The sequence below is a fragment of the Streptomyces sp. SID8352 genome, assembly GCF_009862265.1.
Lineage (GTDB): Bacteria > Actinomycetota > Actinomycetes > Streptomycetales > Streptomycetaceae > Streptomyces.
This window is the reverse complement of the sequence record NZ_WWGX01000060.1, coordinates 1-19,277: the sequence shown is the minus strand read 5'-3', so window position 1 is coordinate 19,277 and position 19,277 is coordinate 1. Positions and strand designations below refer to the sequence as shown.

General features: G+C 76.4%; 8 protein-coding genes and 1 pseudogene. All 9 read left to right on the top strand.

Annotation, left to right across the window (positions count from 1 at the left end; translation table 11 throughout):
* Positions 1-837 precede the first annotated feature (837 nt).
* Positions 838-4,101: a non-ribosomal peptide synthetase gene (locus tag GTY84_RS19370; RefSeq protein WP_161227559.1), complete on the top strand. Its 3,264-nt coding sequence runs from the start codon at positions 838-840 to the stop codon at positions 4,099-4,101.
* Positions 4,098-9,956, top strand: a complete 5,859-nt coding sequence (locus tag GTY84_RS19365; protein ID WP_237532402.1) for a non-ribosomal peptide synthetase/MFS transporter — start codon at positions 4,098-4,100, stop codon at positions 9,954-9,956. The genes GTY84_RS19370 and GTY84_RS19365 overlap by 4 nt, the downstream gene beginning before the upstream one ends.
* Positions 9,953-11,458, top strand: coding sequence for a class I adenylate-forming enzyme family protein (locus GTY84_RS19360; protein ID WP_345943486.1), 1,506 nt, complete (start codon positions 9,953-9,955; stop codon positions 11,456-11,458). Before GTY84_RS19365 ends, GTY84_RS19360 begins: the two co-directional genes overlap by 4 nt.
* Positions 11,455-14,523, top strand: a complete 3,069-nt coding sequence (locus GTY84_RS19355) for a non-ribosomal peptide synthetase (protein WP_161227558.1) — start codon at positions 11,455-11,457, stop codon at positions 14,521-14,523. Before GTY84_RS19360 ends, GTY84_RS19355 begins: the two co-directional genes overlap by 4 nt.
* A gap of 4 nt (positions 14,524-14,527) precedes the next feature.
* The gene (locus GTY84_RS19350) at positions 14,528-14,755 is read left to right on the top strand and encodes an MbtH family NRPS accessory protein (RefSeq protein WP_161227557.1); all 228 of its coding nucleotides are present in this window, start codon (positions 14,528-14,530) and stop codon (positions 14,753-14,755) included.
* Positions 14,752-15,027: a phosphopantetheine-binding protein gene (locus GTY84_RS19345; RefSeq protein ID WP_161227556.1), complete on the top strand. Its 276-nt coding sequence runs from the start codon at positions 14,752-14,754 to the stop codon at positions 15,025-15,027. The genes GTY84_RS19350 and GTY84_RS19345 overlap by 4 nt, the downstream gene beginning before the upstream one ends.
* Positions 15,024-16,565 (top strand): condensation domain-containing protein, encoded by a 1,542-nt coding sequence (locus tag GTY84_RS19340; RefSeq protein WP_161227555.1) that lies wholly within the window; start codon positions 15,024-15,026, stop codon positions 16,563-16,565. The genes GTY84_RS19345 and GTY84_RS19340 overlap by 4 nt, the downstream gene beginning before the upstream one ends.
* Positions 16,566-16,630: 65 nt before the next feature.
* Positions 16,631-18,460, top strand: coding sequence for a N,N-dimethylformamidase beta subunit family domain-containing protein (locus GTY84_RS19335; RefSeq protein ID WP_161227602.1), 1,830 nt, complete (start codon positions 16,631-16,633; stop codon positions 18,458-18,460).
* 614 nt (positions 18,461-19,074) lie between these two features.
* Positions 19,075-19,277: pseudogene (locus GTY84_RS19330) on the top strand (chitinase); the annotation flags it as partial.

Here is a 19,277-nt window from a genome sequence, read left to right as displayed (position 1 = left end):
GGCGGAATACTCCGTACCGTCCGGCATCCGCCCGGATTCCACCCGCCGACCGCCCTGCACCGGGCCCGTTTCGCGCGATCCGTGAACACCTGCGACCGAAGTGTTCACCGATTCCGACGGGTTCAAGGCCCGGGGTTCAAGGCCCGGGGTTCAGGGGCCGGGGGTCGGGGGTCCGGAACGGAGTCCCCCCACCCGCTCCATGGCAGTGCCTCGCGGCAGAACTCGTGCCCATCCGGCGGGATTCCGGAGCGGAACCCGCCGTGAGTGTCCCGGGCAGCCCCCAGCGACAGAGATCCGGGCGGGCACCCTTGCCGGACGGCGGGATTCCCGCTCGGCCCACGGCACGGTTCCGGTCACCGCGAGGGCGGTGTCGGGCGCCGTCGGCGTGTCCCCTTCAGCCCCGTACGGCCCCGTTTCCCCCCTCCCCCGCGGCGGACGGATTTCGGCCGGAATTCGGCTGCTTCCCCTCAAGGAGGTTTGACGCGGCGGCACTTGGATCCGGTTCCGCCCAGCGTTCACGGCACGACCCCCCTGGAGGGGCGCGCGCCCGCACGGCGAGGCGGCTGGGCCGACGCGCCGGCGCCTCCGTATTTCCCTCCCAGCCCCCCGCAGGGCCTCCGTGCGCAGGAAGAACACCGGCGAGTACGGTCCGGGACGCATAAACTTAATGGTCCAGACCATTGACCTCGCGGGTGGTCGCTCCCTAGCATCATCGCCATCACGGCCGCCCCACGAGGGCACCCTCCCACACCCGAGCATCCGCCGCCTCGCACACGAGCGCTGTACACGGTTTCCGGCCAGGCTCGGGCACCAGCCCAGCACGGCCCCAGGAGCACCATGCCCAGAATCGACCAGGAGTCCCGTTCCTTGCCCTCCGGGACCGGCGGACCGAGACCGGGCGACGATGCCGCCGTGCTCTCCGTGGGGCAGGAACGCCTCTGGTTCCTGGACCAGTTCGATCCGGGTGACCCGGCCTACAACATCCCGCTCGTCCTGCGGTTCACCGGGCCCCTCGCCCCCGGCTCCCTGCGGGCGGCGCTGGACTCGGTGGTGGCCCGGCACGAGGCGCTGCGCAGCCGCTTCCCCGCCGTCGACGGACGCCCCTACGTGGTGATCGACCCGCCCTCTCCGGTCCCACTGGACGAGCGCGACGTGCGCGGACAGCCCGAGGCGGCGACGGCCGCAGCCGTCGCCTCACTGACCAACGCGGGCTTCGACCTCGCCCGGGGCCCGCTGCTGCGGGCGGCCCTGCTGCGCACCGGTGACGAGGCGTACACGTTCTGCCTCGTCCTGCACCACATAGCCGCCGACGGCTGGTCCCTCGGCCTGCTGCGCGCCGAACTCGCCGAGCACTACGCCGCCCACCGGGCGGGCCACGCGGCCGAACTGCCCGAGCCGCCCTCCTACCTGGCCCACTCCGCCGCCGAGCGCGCCTGGCTGGACGGCCCGGATGCCGCCGCCGCGCTCACTCATTGGCGCGAACTCCTGGCGGGCGCACCGCCGTTGGAACTCCCACTGGACCGCCCCCGGCCCACCGTGCCCGGCAGCGACGGCGCCTACCACACCCGGCTGCTGCACGGCCTGGGCCCGGAACTGGAGTCGTTCGCCCGCGCCCGGCGCATGACCCCGTTCATGGTGCTGGCCGCCGCCTACGAGACCCTGCTGCACCGCTGCACCGGCCAGGACGACTTCTGTGTCGGCGTCCCCACCGCGGCCCGCACCACCGTCGACAGCGAGCGGACCGTCGGCTACTTCTCCTCCACCGTCGTCCTGCGCGCCGACCTCACCGGGGCGCCCACCTTCGACGCCGTGCTGCGCCGCACACGCGGAGACTGGATGCGGGCCCTCACCCACGGCCGGGTGCCCTTCGAGCGGCTCACCGAGGAGCTGGGCCAGGACCGGGACACCGGGCGCACCCCCGTCTTCCAGACCCTGCTGACGGTGCACACCCAGAGCGGCGGGGCGCTCGACGAGCACGCCTTCGCGGATCTGCTGTGCACCGAGACGGACGGCGGGCACACCGCCGCCAAGTTCGAAATCACCCTGGACGTGCGGCCGGACGGCGACGATCTGCACGCCGTCTTCGGGCACCGCACCGATCTGCTGGACGGCGCGGCGGTGGCCCGGATCGCCGCCCGCTTCGAGACGCTGCTGCGCGGCGCCCTGGCGGCCCCCGACACCCCGGTGCGGCTGCTGCCGCTGCTGGACGCCGACGACCTGGCGCTGCTGCGCGCGGAGGCCGCCGGTCCCGCTCTCCCCCCGTACGAGCCGACCGTGCTCGACACCATCGACCGGGTCGCGGCCGAGGCGCCGGGCGCGACCGCGCTGACCGGGCCCGACGAGACCCTCAGCCGCGGCGGACTCGCCGACGGCTCCCGCGAGTTGGCCGGTCGGCTGCTGGCCGGCGGGGCGGGCCGGGGAGATCTGGTCGCGTTCTGCCTGCCGCGCGGGCCGAGGGCCGTGGTCGCGATGCTGGCCGCCTGGCGGATCGGCGCCGGATTCCTCCCCCTGGACCCCGAGTACCCGGCCGCCCGGCTCGACTTCATGCTCCGAGACAGCGGCGCCGCGCTGCTGCTCACCCCGGACGGCGCGCCGGTGGAGGGGCTGACGGCAGGGGTGCCGGTCCTGCCGGTCGCCCCGCCCGCGGCGCCGGAGCGGACCGCGGCGCCCGCCGACCCCCTCACCGGGCCGGGACCGGACGACCCCGCCTACGTCATCTACACCTCCGGTTCCACCGGCACCCCCAAGGGCGTCCTGGTGCCGCACCGCGCGCTCGCCGCCCGGGTCGCCTGGATGCGCGAGGGGTACGGCCTGACGGGGGACGACCGGGTCCTCCAGTACGCCTCCCTGTCCTTCGACACCAGCGCCGAGGAGGTGTTCCCCGCCCTCGCCGCCGGTGCCGTCCTGGTCACCGCGCGGCCCGGAGCCGCCCTCCCCGACCAGCTCGCGGAGCCCTACTCGGCCGGGATCACCGTCCTCGACCTGCCGACCCCGTACTGGCACCATCTGGTGGCGGACCTCGACGAGACGCCCTGGCCGGCCGGGTTGCGGCTGCTGATCCTCGGCGCCGACCAGGTGCGGCCCGAGGCCGTCGCCGCCTGGCGGGACCGGTTCGGCGACACCGTCCGGGTGGTCAACTCCTACGGCCCGACCGAGACGACCGTCATCGCCACCACCGCCGACCTGGGCGACGGCGACGCCCGGCACCGGCCGCCCATCGGCCGCCCGATCGGCGGGACCACCCTGGCCGTGCTCGACCGCCACGGCCTGCCGGTGCCGCCCGGCACCCCCGGTGAACTGGTCGTCGGCGGCCCCGGCGTGACCGACGGCTACCTCGGTCGGCCCGGCGCCACGGCCCGCGCCTTCGTGCCCGACCCCGACGGGCAACCCGGCGCCCGGCGCTACCGCACCGGCGACCTGGTGCGCCGCCGCGCCGACGGGCGGCTGGAGTTCCTCGGCCGCCTCGACGGCCAGGTGAAGGTGCGCGGCTACCGGATCGAGCCCGGCGAGATCGAGTCCGCCCTGCTCGCCGTGGACGGCGTGGCCCAGGCCGTGGTGACCGCCCGGGGCGATGCCCTGGTCGCCCACCTGGTGCCAACTCCGGGGGCCGGGGCGCCCGATCCGGGCGCGCTGCGCGCCGAGTTGTCCACCGTCCTGCCGCCGCACATGGTGCCGGGCGCGCTGGTCGTCCTCGACGCCCTCCCGCTCACCCCGAACGGCAAGCTGGACCGGGCCGCCCTGCCCGCGCCCGACCCCGGCTCGCGACTGCGCGCCGCGCACGTGCCGCCCCGCACCGAGGCCGAGGAACTGGTCGCGGACGTGTGGCGGGAGGTGCTGGGCACCGGCCCGGTCGGCGCCCACGACGACTTCTTCGACCTCGGGGGCCACTCGCTCCTCGCCACCCGTGTCGTCGCCCGCGTCCGCGCCGCGATCGACCTCGCCGTCCCCCTGCGCGTTCTGTTCACCCACCGCACCGTGGCCGCCTTCGCGGAGGCCGTCGAAGACGCCCTGGCCGACGAGATCGACGGCCTGTCGGACGCGGCGGCCGAGGAACTGCTCGCCGCGCAGGACGCACTGGAAGGAAGCCGGCCCACCTCATGAGCGCCGACACCACCGCCCCGGCGGTCCCCGATCCCGCCACCCCGGCGGTCCCGGACACCACCACCCCCGCGGCCTCCGGTCCCACCGCTCCCGCGCGGCGGGCTCCGGCCACCCCGGCCGCGGAGCCCGCCCCGGCCGACGGCTCCCGCTCCTCCGTGCCGGCCCCCCGGGGTGCCGGACTCTCCGCCGCCAAGCGGGAGTTGCTGCGCCGTCGGCTCGCCTCCCGCGCCCCGGCCCGCGCCACCGTGCCCCGCCGGGACCCGGACACGCCCGTTCCGCTGTCGTTCGCGCAGGAACGGCTGTGGTTCATGGAGCAGTACGCCCCCGGCACCGCCGCGTACAACATCCCGGTGGTGCGGCGGCTGCGCGGTGCCCTGGACACCGACGCGCTGCGCGCCGCCCTGGACGCCTGCGTGGCCCGCCACGAGACGCTGCGCTCGCGCTACCCCGCAACCGAGGACGGCCGCCCGCGCCTGGTCATCGACCCGCCCGGCCCCGCCGCCCTCGAACTGGCGGATGCCTCCGGCCGGGACGAGGCCGAGCGGCTGGTCGACGAGGCGTCCGCAGTCCCGTTCGACCTGGAGGAGGGCCCGCTGCTGCGGGCGCTCCTGGTGCGCCTCGCCGACGACGACCACGTCCTGCTGCTGGTGGTCCACCACAGCGTGAGCGACGGCTGGTCCAGCGAGGTCCTGCTCGGCGAGGTCCTGCGCGGCTACGCCGCCCGGGTGGCCGGGGAGCCCGACCCACTGCCCGAACTCGCCGTCCAGTACGGTGACTTCGCTCTCTGGCAGCGCGAACAGCTCAGCGGTGAGCGGCTCGACGCCGAGGTCGCCCACTGGGCCGGGGCACTGGCCGGCACCGAGCCGCTGGAGCTGGCCTTCTCCCGTCCGCGCCCGCCCCGCCAGACCTTCGAGGGCGCCGGATTCTCCTTCTCCGTGGACCGCGCGCTCCTGGACCGGCTCTCCGCGCTCGCCCACCGCCACGACGCGACCGTCTACATGGTGCTGCTGGCCGCCTTCCAGACGCTCCTGTCCCGCTACAGCGGGCAGCGCGACTTCGCCGTGGGCTCGCCCGTGGCCGGGCGCCCCGAGCCCGAACTCGAACCGCTCGTCGGCATGTTCGTCAACGTCCTCGCGCTCCCGGCCCGGCTGGAGGGCGACCCCTCCTTCGGTGAGCTGATCCGCCGCACCCGCGACACCTGCCTGGACGCCTACGCCCACCAGGACCTGCCGTTCGCCCAGCTGGTGAGCGAACTGAAGGTCCCCCGGGACGTCTCCCGGCCGCCGGTCTTCCAGGCCGTCCTCGCCGTGCAGAACTACGCCACCCAGCGCGACGCGACGGGCGAACTCCCGTTCACCGTCGAGTCGTTCGGGGTGCGCGCCGCCGGCACCCGGTTCGACCTGGAGCTCTTCCTCCAGGAGTGGCCGCACGGTCTCGACGGCTCCTTCAACTACAACACCGACCTGTTCGACGAGGCCGACATCGCCCGCCTCTCCGGGCACCTCGGCCGGTTCCTCCGGGCCGCCGCGGACTCCCCCGACACCCCGCTGTCGGCCCTGGGCGGTCTCACCGACGAGGAAAGGGACTTCGAGACCCGGCGTTTCAACGAGACCGCCGTGGACCGCCCCGCGACCACCCTGACCGCCCTGGTGGCCGAGCAGATCGCCCGCACCCCCGACGCGGTCGCCGTGGCGATGGAGAACCGTCCGGCCCTCACCTACCGCGAACTCGACGCGCTGGCCGACCGGATCGCCGCCCGGCTGGCCGCCGAGGGGGTCGGCCCGGGCAGCCTCGTCGCGATCAGCGCCGAACGCTCGCCGGAGCTGGTCGCCGGGCTCCTCGGCATCCTGCGCGCGGGCGCCGGCTACACCCCGCTGGAGCCCGGCTACCCCGCGGAGCGCCTCGCCTTCCTGCTGGCGGACAGCGACGCGCCGGTGCTGCTCACCCAGCGCGGGCTGCCCACCCCGGACGGCTGCGCGGCCCAGGTGCTGCTCCTGGACGACCCGGCCGAATGGCCGAAGGCCCGCACCGGACCCGCCGGCCCCCGTCCGGACGACACCGCCTATCTGATCTACACCTCCGGCTCCACCGGCCGTCCCAAGGGCGTCCCCAACACCCACCGGGCCATCGCCAACCGGCTCCAGTGGATGCAGGAGACCTACCGGATGGGGCCCGGGGACGCCGTCCTGCAGAAGACGCCCTCCGGCTTCGACGTCTCCGTCTGGGAGTTCTTCTGGCCGCTGATCTCCGGCGCCCGGCTGGTGCTCGCCAAGCCCGGCGGCCAGAAGGACAGCGGCTATCTGCGCGACGTCATCGCCGAGGCCGGGATCACCGTCGCCCACTTCGTGCCCGCCATGCTCACCGTGCTCCTCGCGGAGGAGGGCATCGAGCGCTGCACCGGGCTGCGCCGTGTCATCAGCAGCGGCGAGGCCCTGCCGCCCGACGCCGCCCGGGAGCTGACCGCCCGTCTGCCGCACTGCTCCGTCGCCAACCTCTACGGTCCCACCGAGGCCGCCGTCGACGTCTCCTCCTGGGAGTGCGAAGGCCCGCTGGAGACGGTGCCGATCGGGCTGCCCATCGACAACACCCGGCTCTACGTGCTCGACGCCGCCCTGCGGCCGGTGCCGCCCGGCGCCCCCGGCGAACTCCACATCGGCGGCACCGCCGTCGCCCTCGGCTACCACCGGCGGCCCGGACTGACCGCGGCCCGCTTCGTCCCCGACCCCTACGGGCCGCCCGGCTCCCGCCTCTACCGCACCGGGGACCTGGCCCGCCGCCGCCCCGACGGCACCCTTGAGCACCTCGGCCGGATCGACCAGCAGGTCAAGCTGCGCGGACTGCGGATCGAGCCCGGCGAGACGGAGGCCGCGCTGCGGGCCCGGCCGGACATCGCCGACGCCGCCGTCGTGCTGCGCGAGGACCGGCCCGGCGACAAGCGCCTCGTCGGCTATCTGGTGGCCGCCCCCGGTGCCGAGGAGCCCGAGCCCGCCGCGCTGCGGGCCGCCCTCAAGCGCGTGTTGCCCGACCACCAGGTCCCGGCCGCCTTCGCCGTCGTCCCCGCCCTGCCGCTCACCCCCAACGGCAAGCTGGACCGCCGTGCCCTGCCCGCGCCCCAGATCAAGCGGGCCGGGGGCGCCACCAGGCCCGCGACCCCGGCCGAACACGTGCTCGCCGCGATCTGGGCCGAGGTGCTGGGGCTGACCGAGGTCGGCACCGACGAGGACTTCTTCGACCTCGGCGGGCACTCCCTGCTGGCCACCCAGGTCGTCGCCAAGGCCCGCAACCGGCTCGGCGAGGCCGGGGCGCGGCCGATCAGCGTCATGGATCTCTTCACCCACCGCACCGTCCGCGACCTGGCCGCCGTCGCCGCCCGGGACGAGCACGACGACACCCCGAGGCCGCTGCTGCACCGGCTCACCCCGCCGGTCCCGGCCGCCCGCCGCACCCGCACCTATGTGTGCGTGCCGTACGGCGGCGGCAGCGCCGTCGTCTACCAGCCCATCGCGGACGCGCTGCCCCCCGACACGGAGCTGTGGGCGGTGGCGATCCCCGGGCACGACGTGGGACTCACCGAGGAGCCGCTGCCCTTCGACGAGCTGGCCGAACGGGTCGCCGTCGAGGTCGCCGAGCGCGTCGAGGGCCCCGTCGTGGTCTACGGGCACTGCGGGGTGGGCACCGCCCTGGCCATCGCCGTCTCCCGGCTCCTGGAGGCCGCCGGGCAGGAGCTGGAGGCGGTCTACGCGGGCGCCCAGTTCCCCTTCGCCCGGCCGCAGAGCCGTCTGCTGAGCGCGCTCAGCCGCTTCGCCTCACTGGAGCCGCTGCTCGGCGACCGGGTCTATCTGAACTGGCTGACCGGGCTCGGGGTCGACACCTCCGAACTGGGCGAGGAGCAGACCAGGTTCATCATCGGCAACATGCGCCGCGACTCCCAGGCGGCCGAGGAGTACTTCACCCGCGCCATCGCCGAGGTCGCCGCCGGCGCCCCCCGGCTGCGCGCCCCGCTGGTCTCGCTGATCGGCGACCAGGACCCGGCCGCCGACTTCTACCAGGAGCGCTACCGCGAGTGGCTGCTGCTGGCCGAGCGGTCCGCCGTCGCCGTCCTCGACCAGGGCGGGCACTTCTTCCTCAAGTACCGGGCCGCCGAGGTGGCCGAGGCCATCACCACCGTGCACACCGCCGTCCTCGACGGCACCACCGCCGCCCTGCCGGCCCCCGACCCCGACAACTCCTGGTGGTTCCACGCCGAGACCGGCCCCGCGGACGGGCCGGGGACCGGAGACGGGACGGACGGCACGGATGCCGCGGACGCCGCGGACGCCGCGGACGCCCCCGGCACGGCGGCCGGTACCGCCGCCGAGGAAGCCGGGGCCGGGCGCACCGGAACCACCGGGGACACCGGCGCCGACGGCGCGGGCACCGCCGCCACCGCCCCGGCGGGCCCGGGAGCGCCCGGGACGGGCACCCGGTCCAGGGCGGCGACCACCGCCGGGGACGACGGGCCGCAGCCCAGCATGCGCCGCTTCCTCCTCGTCGCCTCCGGACAGCTCGCCTCGATCACCGGCTCCGCGCTGACCGAGTTCGCCCTGCCCATCTGGATCCTGCTCCAGACCGGCTCACTGACCCGCTACGCCCTGTACGCGGTGGTCGCGATGGTGCCCGGCATCCTCGTCGGCCCGCTGGCCGGCGCCCTCGTCGACCGGCTGGACCGGCGCAAGGTGCTGCTCGCCGGGGACATCGCCGCCTGCTCCACCCAGGCCGGGCTGCTGACCCTGCTGCTCCTCGGCCAACTGCACTCCTGGGAGGTCTACGTCCTGCTCGGGGTGCTCTCCGTCGCCCTGACCTTCCAACGGCTCGCCTACGCCTCCGCCGTACCGCAGATCGTCCCCAAGCAGTACCTCGGCCACGCCAACGGCATCATCCAGCTCGCCTTCGGCACCGCCCAGTTCGTCGTCCCGCTGGTCGCGGTGGCGCTGATGGCGGCGATCGGCCTCAAGGGCATCCTGATCATCGACGTGATCAGCTACGTCGTGGCCATCGGCATCCTCCTCGCCGTCAAGTTCCCCCGGACACTGCCCTGGACGCGGCGCGAGTCGCTGGTCTCCGAGATCAAGCACGGCTTCGCGCTGTCCTGGCGCAACCGGGGATTCCGGGCCATGCTCCTCTGGTTCGCGGGCCTGAACATCTTCCTGTCCCCGCTGTTCCTGCTCACCACGCCCATGGTCCTGGCCTTCGACGACCTGTCGGGCGCGGCCCGGGTCGCCGTCGCGGGCGGGGCCGGGGCGATCCTCGGCGGCATCGTCATGGGTTTCTGGGGCGGTCCGCGCCGCCAGCGGCTGCGGGGCATGCTCGGCCTCGCCGGGCTGCTCGCCCTGGCCGGCGCGGTCACCGGACTGCACGCCAGCCTGTGGGTGATCGCCGCCGGGGCGTTCGGCATGTCCTTCGCGCTGTCCATGGTCAACGGCGTCTACTCGACCATCGTCCAGGTGAAGGTGCCCCAGCGGTTCCACGGCCGGGTCTTCGCCCTGAACACCCTGGTCGCCTGGTCCACACTGCCGCTCGGCCACGGGGTCATCGCCCCGCTCGGCTCCTCCCTGTTCGGCCCGCTGATGGAGCGGGGCGGAGCGCTCGCCCCGGTCTTCGGCCCGCTGATCGGCACCGGCCCGGGGCGCGGCATCGCCCTGATGTACGTCCTGTTCGGGCTCGCCATGCTCGGACTGGTCGCCCTCGGGCTGCGGCTGCCGGTGCTGGCCCGCTTCGACCGGGAGGTCCCCGACGCCGAACCCGACGACCTGGTCGGGCTGCGCGAGCGGGCCCGCACGGCCGCCGCCCGCCGCGCCAAGGCGGTCGCGCCGTGAACCACTCCCCCGCCACCCTGCCCGCGCTCCTCGCCCACCGCGCCGCCGAGCAGGGCGACCGCACGGCCGTCGTCAGCGGCGCCGCCCGGCTCGACTTCGCCTCCTGGCAGTCCCGTTCGGGCGCGCTGGCCGGGGCGCTGCGCGCGGCCGGGACCGCGCCCGGCGACCGGGTCGCCCTGTCCTACGGGGCGGGCGGCTGGACGGAGTTCGCCGTCGCGTTCCTCGCCGTCCTGCGCGCCGGGGCGGTCGCGGTGCCGCTGTCGGACCGGTCGGCGCCCGCCGCGACGGCGCACGTCCTGGCCGACTCCGGGGCGCGCCTCGTCCTGCACGGCGGGCCGGACGCGCCGCCCGGCACCCCCGCCGGCGTCCGCGCGCTGACCGAGACGGCGGCGGTGGCCGACGCGGCTCCCGGCGAACCGGAGCCGCCCGCACCCGACCCGGGGGCGCCCGCGCAGATCCTCTACACCTCCGGAACCACCGGCACCCCCAAGGGAGTCGTGGCCACGCACGCCAACCTGGCGCACGGCTGCACCCTGGACCCCCGGCGGCGCCCGCTGCGCCACTCCGACTCCTTCGTGCACGCCTTCCCGGTCGGCACCAACGCCGGGCAGACCATGCTCGTCAACGCGCTGAACGCGCACGCCCGGTGCGTCACCGCGCCGTACTTCACCCCGGCGCGCCTGCTGCGGCTGATCGCCGAGCACGGGGCGGGCAGCGTCTTCCTGGTCCCCGCCATGGCGATCGAGCTGCTCGCCTCGCCCGCCCTCGCGGCGGCCACCGCCTCGGGCGCGCTGGACGGGGTGCGGCTGGTGGGCTCCACCGCCGCCGCCCTGCCGCAGCCCGTGGCGCTCGGTCTCGACCGGGCCTTCCCGCGCGCCCAGATCGTCAACTACTACACCTCGACCGAGGCCGCGCCCGCCCAGATCACCCTGCTCTTCGACCCCGCCCGACCCGGCTCCCCCGGCCGCCCCGCCTCCCTGGCGGACCTGCGGGTGACCGGCCCCGACGGGCGGGACGCGGGGGCCGGGGAGCCGGGCGAGCTCTGGCTGCGCTCCCCCACCTCCCCCCGCGCCTATCTCGGGGAGCGGGACGGCGAGGTGTTCCGGGGCCGCTGGGTGCGGATGGGCGACCTCGGGCGGATCGACGGGGACGGCTTCCTCCACCTGCTGGACCGGGAGCGCGACGTGGTCAAGTCCGGTGCGCACAAGGTCTCCACGCTCCAGGTCGAGGACGCCCTGCACGCCCACCCCCGGGTCCTGGACGCCGCCGCCGTGGGCGTCCCGCACCCCGTGCTCGGCAGCGTCGTGGCCGCCGTCGTCGTCCCGGACGGCGAGCTGACGGCCGCCGGGCTGCGGACCTTCCTCCTGGACCGGCTCGCGGTCCACGAACTCCCCGCCACCGTGCTGTTCCTCGATGCGCTGCCCCGCAACGAGGGCGGCAAGGTCCTCAAGCGCGAACTGCGCCGACTGCTCACCCAAGAACCCCGCGAGGCCACCCGATGATCCCTCCCCGCACCGCGCCGCTCGGCACCGCCCCGCTCACCCCGGCGCAGCACGGCGTCTGGCTCACCGAACGCACCCTGCGCGCCGGAGCCGCCTACCACCTGGCGGTGACCGTCGAGCTGACCGGCACCCTCGACGCCGACGCGCTCGCCGCCGCCTGCGCGGCCGTCGCCGCGCACCATCCCGCCCTGGGCGTCGCGGTGGCCCCGGACGGCACCACCCGGCCCGCCGCGCCGCCGGCCCCGCCCCGCCCCGTGAGCTGTGCCCCCGGGCAGCTGGAGGAGCTGCTCGACCGGGAGCGGTCCCGGCCCTTCGACCCGGTGGCCGGGCCGCTGCACCGCTTCGCCCTCTTCCGCACCGGCCCGTTCCGGCACGTCCTGCTGCTGACGGCGCACCATCTCGTCTTCGACGGCGAGTCCAAGGACCGGCTGGTCGACGACCTCGCCGCCGCCTACCGGGGCGAGCCGCTGCCGCCCGCCGCCCCGCTGCCGGGCGGCGAGCCCGGCGCCGACGCCGTCGCCGCCGCCACCGCGCACTGGGCGGAGCGCCCGCACGACACCGGGGTGCCCGTGCTGCCCGGACTCGCCCCGCTCACCGACCCGGGCACCGTCCCGGCGCCCGGCGCCGAGACCTCCTTCCGCATCGACGGCGAGCGCGCCCTCGCCCTGGACGACCGGGCGCAGGAACTCGGCGTCACCCGCTTCGAACTGCTCACCGCGACGTGGCACGCGCTGCTCGCCCGCTACGGCTCCGCCGCCCCGGCCACCGCCGTCGAGCTGTCCCTGCGCCGCCCGGGGGACCCGGTCGGAATCGGTCTCGCCGTCAACGAGCTGCCGCTGGTCACCGCGCCGGACCCCGGCACCCCGTTCGCCGTCTGGGCCCGCGGTGTCCGGGACGAGTTGCGCGCGCTGTACCGGCACCGCGCCGTCCCGCTGGGCCGCGCCGTCCGGGGGCTGACCCCGCGCACCGCGCTGACCCCGCTGTCGCTGAGCTACCGGCGCCGCCCGGTCACCGCCGCGCCCGACTTCGGCGCCGGGCTGACCGCCTCGGTCCGCTGGATGGGCTTCGCCGGGACCGTGCGCAATCTGCTCCACCTCCAGCTCGTGGACAGCGCGGGCGAGATCGACGTCAGCCTCCAGTACCGGGCCGACGCGCTCACCCCCGCGGCGGCCGAGCGGATCGCCGGGCACTGGAGCACCCTGCTGGACGGTGCCCTCGCCGAGCCGGGCACCGCCCTGGGCGACCTGCCGCTGCTGGGGCTGGCCGAACGGGGCGCCCAGCTCTGCGCTCCGGAGCCGCGGCCCGGGCTCGCGGCCACCACCGTGCCCGCGCTGTTCGCCGCGCGGGCCGCCGCGGACCCCGGCGCCGTCGCCGTCGTCGGCGACGGGGAGAGCCTCGGCTACGGGGAGCTGGCCCGCCTGGTCGCCCACGCCGCCGCCGCGCTGCGCCGCCGCGGGGCGGGTCCGGGAACGCTGGTCGGCATCGCCCTGCCCCGCGGCCGGGACCAGCTCGTCGCCGTGCTCGCCGTCCTGGCCTCGGGGGCGGCGTATCTGCCGCTCGACCCCGGATACCCCGCCGAGCGGCTGGAGTTCATCCGCTCCGACGCGCGGCTGGCGCTGCGGATCACCGAGCGTCCCGAGGGCCCCGGCGACCTCGCTCCGGCGGAGCTGGCCCCCCGGGACGCCCCGGGAGCGGGGGCGGGGGTCCCCGCGCTGCCCACCGGGCCCGGTCCCGAGCACGCCGCCTATGTGCTGTACACCTCCGGCTCCACCGGCCGCCCCAAGGGCGTGGAGGTGCCGCACTCGGCGCTCGCCAACGTCCTCGCCTCGCTCCGCGACCACCTCGGTTCCGGTCCGCAGGACCGCTGGCTCGGGCTGACCTCGCTCTCCTTCGACATCTCCGCCGTCGAACTGCTGCTGCCGCTGATCACCGGCGGACGCGTCGTCCTCGTCCCCGAGGGCGACCACCGCAACGGCCCCGCGCTCCTGAAGCTGCTCCGCTCCGAGGGCGTGACCCACGCCCAGGCCACCCCCAGCGGCTGGCGGCTGCTCCTGGACGCGGGCCTGACCGGCGCCGCCCCGGGACTGACCGCGCTCACCGGCGGCGAGGCGCTGCCCCCGCCGCTGGCCACCGCGCTGGCCGGGGCCACCGCCCGCCTGGTCAACGTGTACGGGCCGACCGAGACGACCATCTGGTCCACCCTGGCGGAGCCCGCCCTCACCGCCGAGGGCCGGGTCGGCATCGGCGAGCCGGTGGCCAACACCCGGGCCTATGTGCTCGACGCCCGGCTGCACCCCGTCCCCTACGGGCTGCCCGGTGAGCTCTACCTGGGCGGCGCCGGTGTCGCCCACGGCTACCGGCACCGCCCCGGGCTCACCGCCGCCCGCTTCGTCCCCGACCCCTACGGGCCGCCCGGCTCCCGCCTCTACCGCACCGGTGACCTCGTGCGCCGGCTGCCCGGCGCGGGGCTGGAGTACCTGGGCCGGTCGGACACCCAGGTCAAGCTGCGCGGCCACCGGATCGAACTCGGGGAGATCGAGACGCGGCTGGCCGCCCACCCGGGCGTGGCCCAGGCCGCCGCCGCCCTCCACGGCACCGGGACCGACCTGCGGCTGACCGCCTATGTCGTCCCCCTCGGCCCCGCGCCCGGTCCGGACGCCCTGCGCGCCCATCTCGCGGCCACCCTCCCGGCGGCCGTCCTGCCCGGCGCCTACGTCGTCCTGGACGCCTTCCCGCTGACCCCCAACGGGAAGCTGGACCGCGCCGCGCTGCCCGAGCCCGCCCCGGTCCGCGCGGAGGCACCCCCGGCCGGTCCCGGCGGGGCGGCGGAGGAGAACGGCCCGGTCACCGAGGCGGTGCTCGCCATCTGGCGGGAGGTCCTGGAACTGGACGACCTGCGGCCCGACGAGGACCTGTTCGACCTCGGCGGCCACTCGCTGACCATCACCGCCATCGCCGCCCGCGTCCACCAGAAGTTCGGCGTGGACGTCCCCCTGGACGTCTTCTTCGACACCCCGACCGTGCACGGCGTCGCCGCCGCCGTCACCGCACTGTGCAAGGAGTAGCCCCATGAGCGACGAGACCCGCTACCTCGTGGCCGTCAACGACGAGGAACAGCACGCCCTGTGGCCGGAGGTGGCCCCGCTGCCCGCGGGCTGGCGCGCCGAGGGCTTCAGCGGCACCGAGGAGGAGTGCGCCGCCCACGTCGACCGGGTGTGGCCGGACATCCGCCCGCTGAGCCTGCGCCGCCGGCTGGCCGAGCAGACCGCCGCCGACACCGCCGGGGGCTCCCGGTGACCGCCCCCGCCGCTCCCGCGCCGCTCCGCCACCGCCTCGCCGAGCTGGTCTCCGGGGCCACCGACGGCATGCTCTCCGCCGAGGAACTCCTCGCCTCCACCGAGCCCCTGGCCGCGCTGGGGGTCGGCTCGCTCGCCCTGCTGCGGCTGGCCGACGGCCTGGAGGAGGAGTTCGGCATCCTCGTCGACCTCGGCGACCCCGCCCTGCACACCGGGGGCCTGGACGGTCTCACGGCCCATGTCGAGCGCCTGACCTCGGCGGGCGCGCCGTGACGGCGGCGGCCCCGAAGGCCCCGGCGCCGCGGGCGGCGGACCCGGGCGCCCCGGCGGCGGGAGCGCCGTCGGGGCCGCCCCCGGGCCGGCCCGCCCCGCTCACCGTCCCGTTCACCGGCGCCCGTGCCGGTGACGCGCCCCTCACCTGGGGCCAGCGCGCCATCTGGCACGCCGTGCGCCGCACCGCGCCCAACGACCACTACTTCAACATCGGCCGGGTCCTCCCCCTCGCCGACCGGGGCGCCCCCGTCGACGGGGCACGGCTGACGGCGGCCCTCACCGCGCTGCTCACCCGGCACGAGTCGCTGCGCACCCGCTTCCCCTCGGACGCCGACGGCACACCGCGCCAGCGGCTGTGCGCCGAGGGCCGCATCGAGGTCACCGTCCGCGACGAGCCCGATCCCGCGCGGACCGGGCCCGCCGCCGAGGAACTGCTGGCCTCGCTCACCTCCCGCCGCTTCGCCTACGGGACGGAGTGGCCGGTGCGGATCGGCGCCGTGCGCGGCACCGGCGGCCGGATCACCCATGTCGTCCTGGCCCTGTGCCACCTGGCCGCCGACGGGCACGGCGCCGAGGTGCTGGTGCGGGACCTGCGGCTGCTGGTGCGCCGCGGTTCGGCCGGCGCCGCCTGTGCCGCGACCCCGTACGACCTCGCGCTGCGCCAGGACTCCCCCGCCGGGCGCCGGGCGAGCCGGGCGGCCCTGGACCACTGGGAGTCCGGGCTGCGGCAGGCGCCGCCGACGATGTTCCCCACACCGGCCGCCCCGCCGCGCGCCCCCCGGTTCTGGACCGGACGGCTGGTGTCGGCCGCCCTGCCCCGCGCCGTGGACGCGCTGGCCGCCGGGCACCGCGTCAGCGGCTCCACCGTCCTGCTCACGGCCGCGACCGCGCTCGTCGCCGCCGACCAGGGGCACCGGGTGGCGGCCATGATGCCGATCGCGGGCAACCGGGCCGCGCAGGACCACCGCACCCTGGTCAGCACCCTGTCCCAGGACGCCCTGTTCGTGCTGCGCCTGCCGGAGGACCCGGACCGGCCGGACGGCGGAGGGGCTGTCTTCACCGACCTGCTGCCGCTGGCCTGGCCGGCCGCCCTCGCCGGATACCGGGCCGCCGCCTATGACCCGGCCGACTGGGACGCGCTGCTGGAGCGGGCCTCCCGGGAGCGCGGCACCGAGGTCCACCCGTACTGCTGCTTCAACGACATGCGGCTCGCGGAACGCCACGCGGTCCCCGCGCCCGCGCCGGACGCGGACGAACTGGCCGCGCTGCGGGCCCGGACCGTGCTGGACTTCCCGGCGACCCAGGACCGCGTCGCGTGCCGCTACTGCCTCCATCTGACCGGCGACGACACCGCGCTGACGGTCACGCTCACCGCCGACACCGCGTATCTGCCGCCGGAGGCGGTGCACGCCCATCTGGGCGCGCTGGAGGAGGTGCTGACCGCCTCGGCGGCCGGTTCCCCGCCCCGGCTGGCCGATCTGCCCGCGCTGCTCTCCGCCCACCGGGGCGCGGCCGCCGCCGAAGGCGCCGGGCGATGAGCGCGGGGCGGGCGGCCCGCCCGGTCGCCCGGACGGACTCCACCTCCTGCGTCCAGGGCGGCCGGATGCGCTTCGGACTGGCCGCGGGCGACGGCGGCCCCCTCACCGGCCGGGTCGTCGTCACGGACGTCGTCGGTGACCGGGAGGTGCTGCGGGAACCCGTGCGGGGCACCGAGTGGACCCTCGACGTCCCCGGGGACTGGGCGAGTTCGCTGTACCGGGCGAGCTTCCACGACGACCGGCCGGAGGTCCCGGAACCGGAGCGCGACGCCGAGCACGAGGTCTGGTTCGTGGTCCGCGCCGCCCGGCCCGGCGCCGCCGCCACCGTCCTGGTCTCCGTCCCGTTCGCCACCTGGCGCGCGTACCACCGGGCGGGCGAACCGGGCCGCAGCATCTACTACGCCGAACAGCCGCACCGAGCCGCCCGGGTCTCCCTGACCGGGCCGGGCGGCGGCCCGCCGCCGGAGCGCTGGGAGGAGCCGCTGCTGCGCTGGCTGCCGCGCGCCGGGTACGAGGTCGAGTTCTGCTCGGGCTTCGACCTGGACGACGGTGCGGAACTCCTCTCCGCCTATCGCCTGCTGGTCGTCAACGGGCACGACGAGTACTGGTCGGCCGGGATGCGCGACAGCGTCGAGGAGTTCGTCCGCCGGGGCGGCAACCTGGCCGTCTTCGCGGCCAACACCTCCTGGTGGCAGATCCGTCTGGAGGACGGCGGGCGCACCATGGTCTGCCACCGCGACGCCGCCGCCGACCCGGTCACCGCCGTGGACCCGAGGCGCGCCACGGTCGAGTGGTCCAGCTCCCCCGTCGACCGGCCCGAGAACACCATGACCGGGGTCAGTTTCCGGCACGGCGCGGGCGCGTGGGGCGAGGGCATGGCGGTGATCGGCCGGGAGGCGTACACCGTCCGCTTCGCCGACCACTGGGTCTTCGAGGGCACGGGCCTGTCCGACGGCGACTCCTTCGCCCTGGGCGCGCTCGGCTACGAGACCGACGCGGCCGAACTGGACTGGTCGCTCGGTGTACCCCGGCCCACCGGGCGGGACGGCACCCCCCGCTCGTTCGCCGTGCTGGCCACGGCCGACCTGCGGCACTGGCGGCGGTACGGCCAGGGCGGCTGGGCCACCATGGGGGTCTTCCGGCTGGGCGGCGGCACCGTGTTCAACGCGGCCACCATCAACTGGTGCAGGGCGCTGGGCGATCCGGCCGTGGACCGGGTCACCCGCAACGTCCTGGACCGCCTCTCCGAAGCGGCCCCCGCCCCCCGCTGGCACACTGTGGGCCGTGCACCGGGGCTGCGGGCGCTCACCGCCTGCGAGGGGCTGCTGTTCGCGGTGGCGGAGGACGGCCGGACCCTGCTGCACCGTGAGCCGTCCGACCAGAACCTGCCCTGGACGCCCTGCCCGCCCGCCACGGGACCGGCACCGGAGATCCGCTGCCTGACCTCCGCGCGCGAGGCGTGCCACCCGCTGCCGCTGGCGCTGCTCGCGGTCTCCGCCGACGACCGTCTCCTGTACCGCGATCCGGTGCCGGAGGCGGCGCCCTGGGTGCCGGTGGGGCCGGTGCCCGCCGGGACGACGGCGCTCGCGATGTGCGACAACACCCTGTTCGCGGTGACCGCGCACGACGACGCCCTGCACCACCGCCCGGCCGGGGACGCGACGGCCGCGTGGGCCCCGCTGGGCTCCGCCGCCAAGGCCGCCTCCCTGACCGTGCTCAACGCCCGGCTGCACGCCCTGACCCCCGACGGCCTCCGCACCCGCCCTCCGACCACCGTCCCCGAACCCTTCACCCCGGCCGTCCCGTTCCCGCCCGCCGTGCTGCTGGCGTCGTACGCGGGCCGCCTCCTGGCGACGACGGAGGACGACCACCTGATCAGCCACCCGCCCCTGTGACCCGGCCCGCCCGGCGGACCACGGCCGCCCGAGGGGTGACGGCCGGGACCGCCCGGGCCGGGCCGCAGCACCGCAGCACCGCAGAACCGCAGAACCGCAGCACCGCAGCCAACGCGCCGTGGTCCGGAAGGAGTTCGGACATGCCCCGGACCCCGGCGCGTCGTCCCGCGCACCGGCCGCCCCGCGCGTCCCGGCGGACGGGCCCGGCGCCCAGCAGGTGCGGACGCCGGTCGTGCGCGCGGACCCGCCGGCCCCCGAGGGCACTCAGGGATCCGCCCGCCCTGCGCGAACCCCTCGTCCCGGGCGGGTCACAGGACGGAGCCGATGACCCGGTGGACCACGGGGCCGAGCCGGGCGCGCGAGGTCATGGACCACCTGCCCCGGCACCCGGCGCCGCGCCGCACGAAGCGGTGGAGCCGTGGGTCCCGGAGGCCGCTCGAAGGCCGGGGACCGGCGCGGCACGACGGGTCCCCGGTCTTCCCGGCGCCCATGGACGGGGGGCGAGCGGTGGTGCGCGCGAGAGGTGATCCGCGCGAGGGGTTGACAACCACATTGGTCTGGACCAAGTTGAACGCGCTCCGCCCTCCCCATCTCCCCCATGTCCGGAGGCATTTGTGGATCGCTCCAGACCACTGACGCGTCGTCCGCTGATCGCGTTGGTCACCGCCGCGGCTCTCGCCGTGCCCGGTCTGACCGTCATCTCGTCGGCCGCCCGTGCGGCCGACGCGGAACTCGCCCGCAACGGCGGGTTCGAGTCCGGCCTGGACGGCTGGACCTGCACCGGCGGCGCGGCCGTGACCACGCCCGTGCGCAGCGG

What these genes read in the sequence shown, in the direction of transcription:
- GTY84_RS19370 (WP_161227559.1), top strand. Translation starts at nt 838, where the DNA reads ATGCCCAGAATCGACCAGGAGTCCCGTTCCTTGCCCTCCGGGACCGGC.
- GTY84_RS19365 (WP_237532402.1), top strand. Translation starts at nt 4,098, where the DNA reads ATGAGCGCCGACACCACCGCCCCGGCGGTCCCCGATCCCGCCACCCCG.
- GTY84_RS19355 (WP_161227558.1), top strand. Translation starts at nt 11,455, where the DNA reads ATGATCCCTCCCCGCACCGCGCCGCTCGGCACCGCCCCGCTCACCCCG.
- GTY84_RS19350 (WP_161227557.1), top strand. Translation starts at nt 14,528, where the DNA reads ATGAGCGACGAGACCCGCTACCTCGTGGCCGTCAACGACGAGGAACAG.
- GTY84_RS19335 (WP_161227602.1), top strand. Translation starts at nt 16,631, where the DNA reads ATGCGCTTCGGACTGGCCGCGGGCGACGGCGGCCCCCTCACCGGCCGG.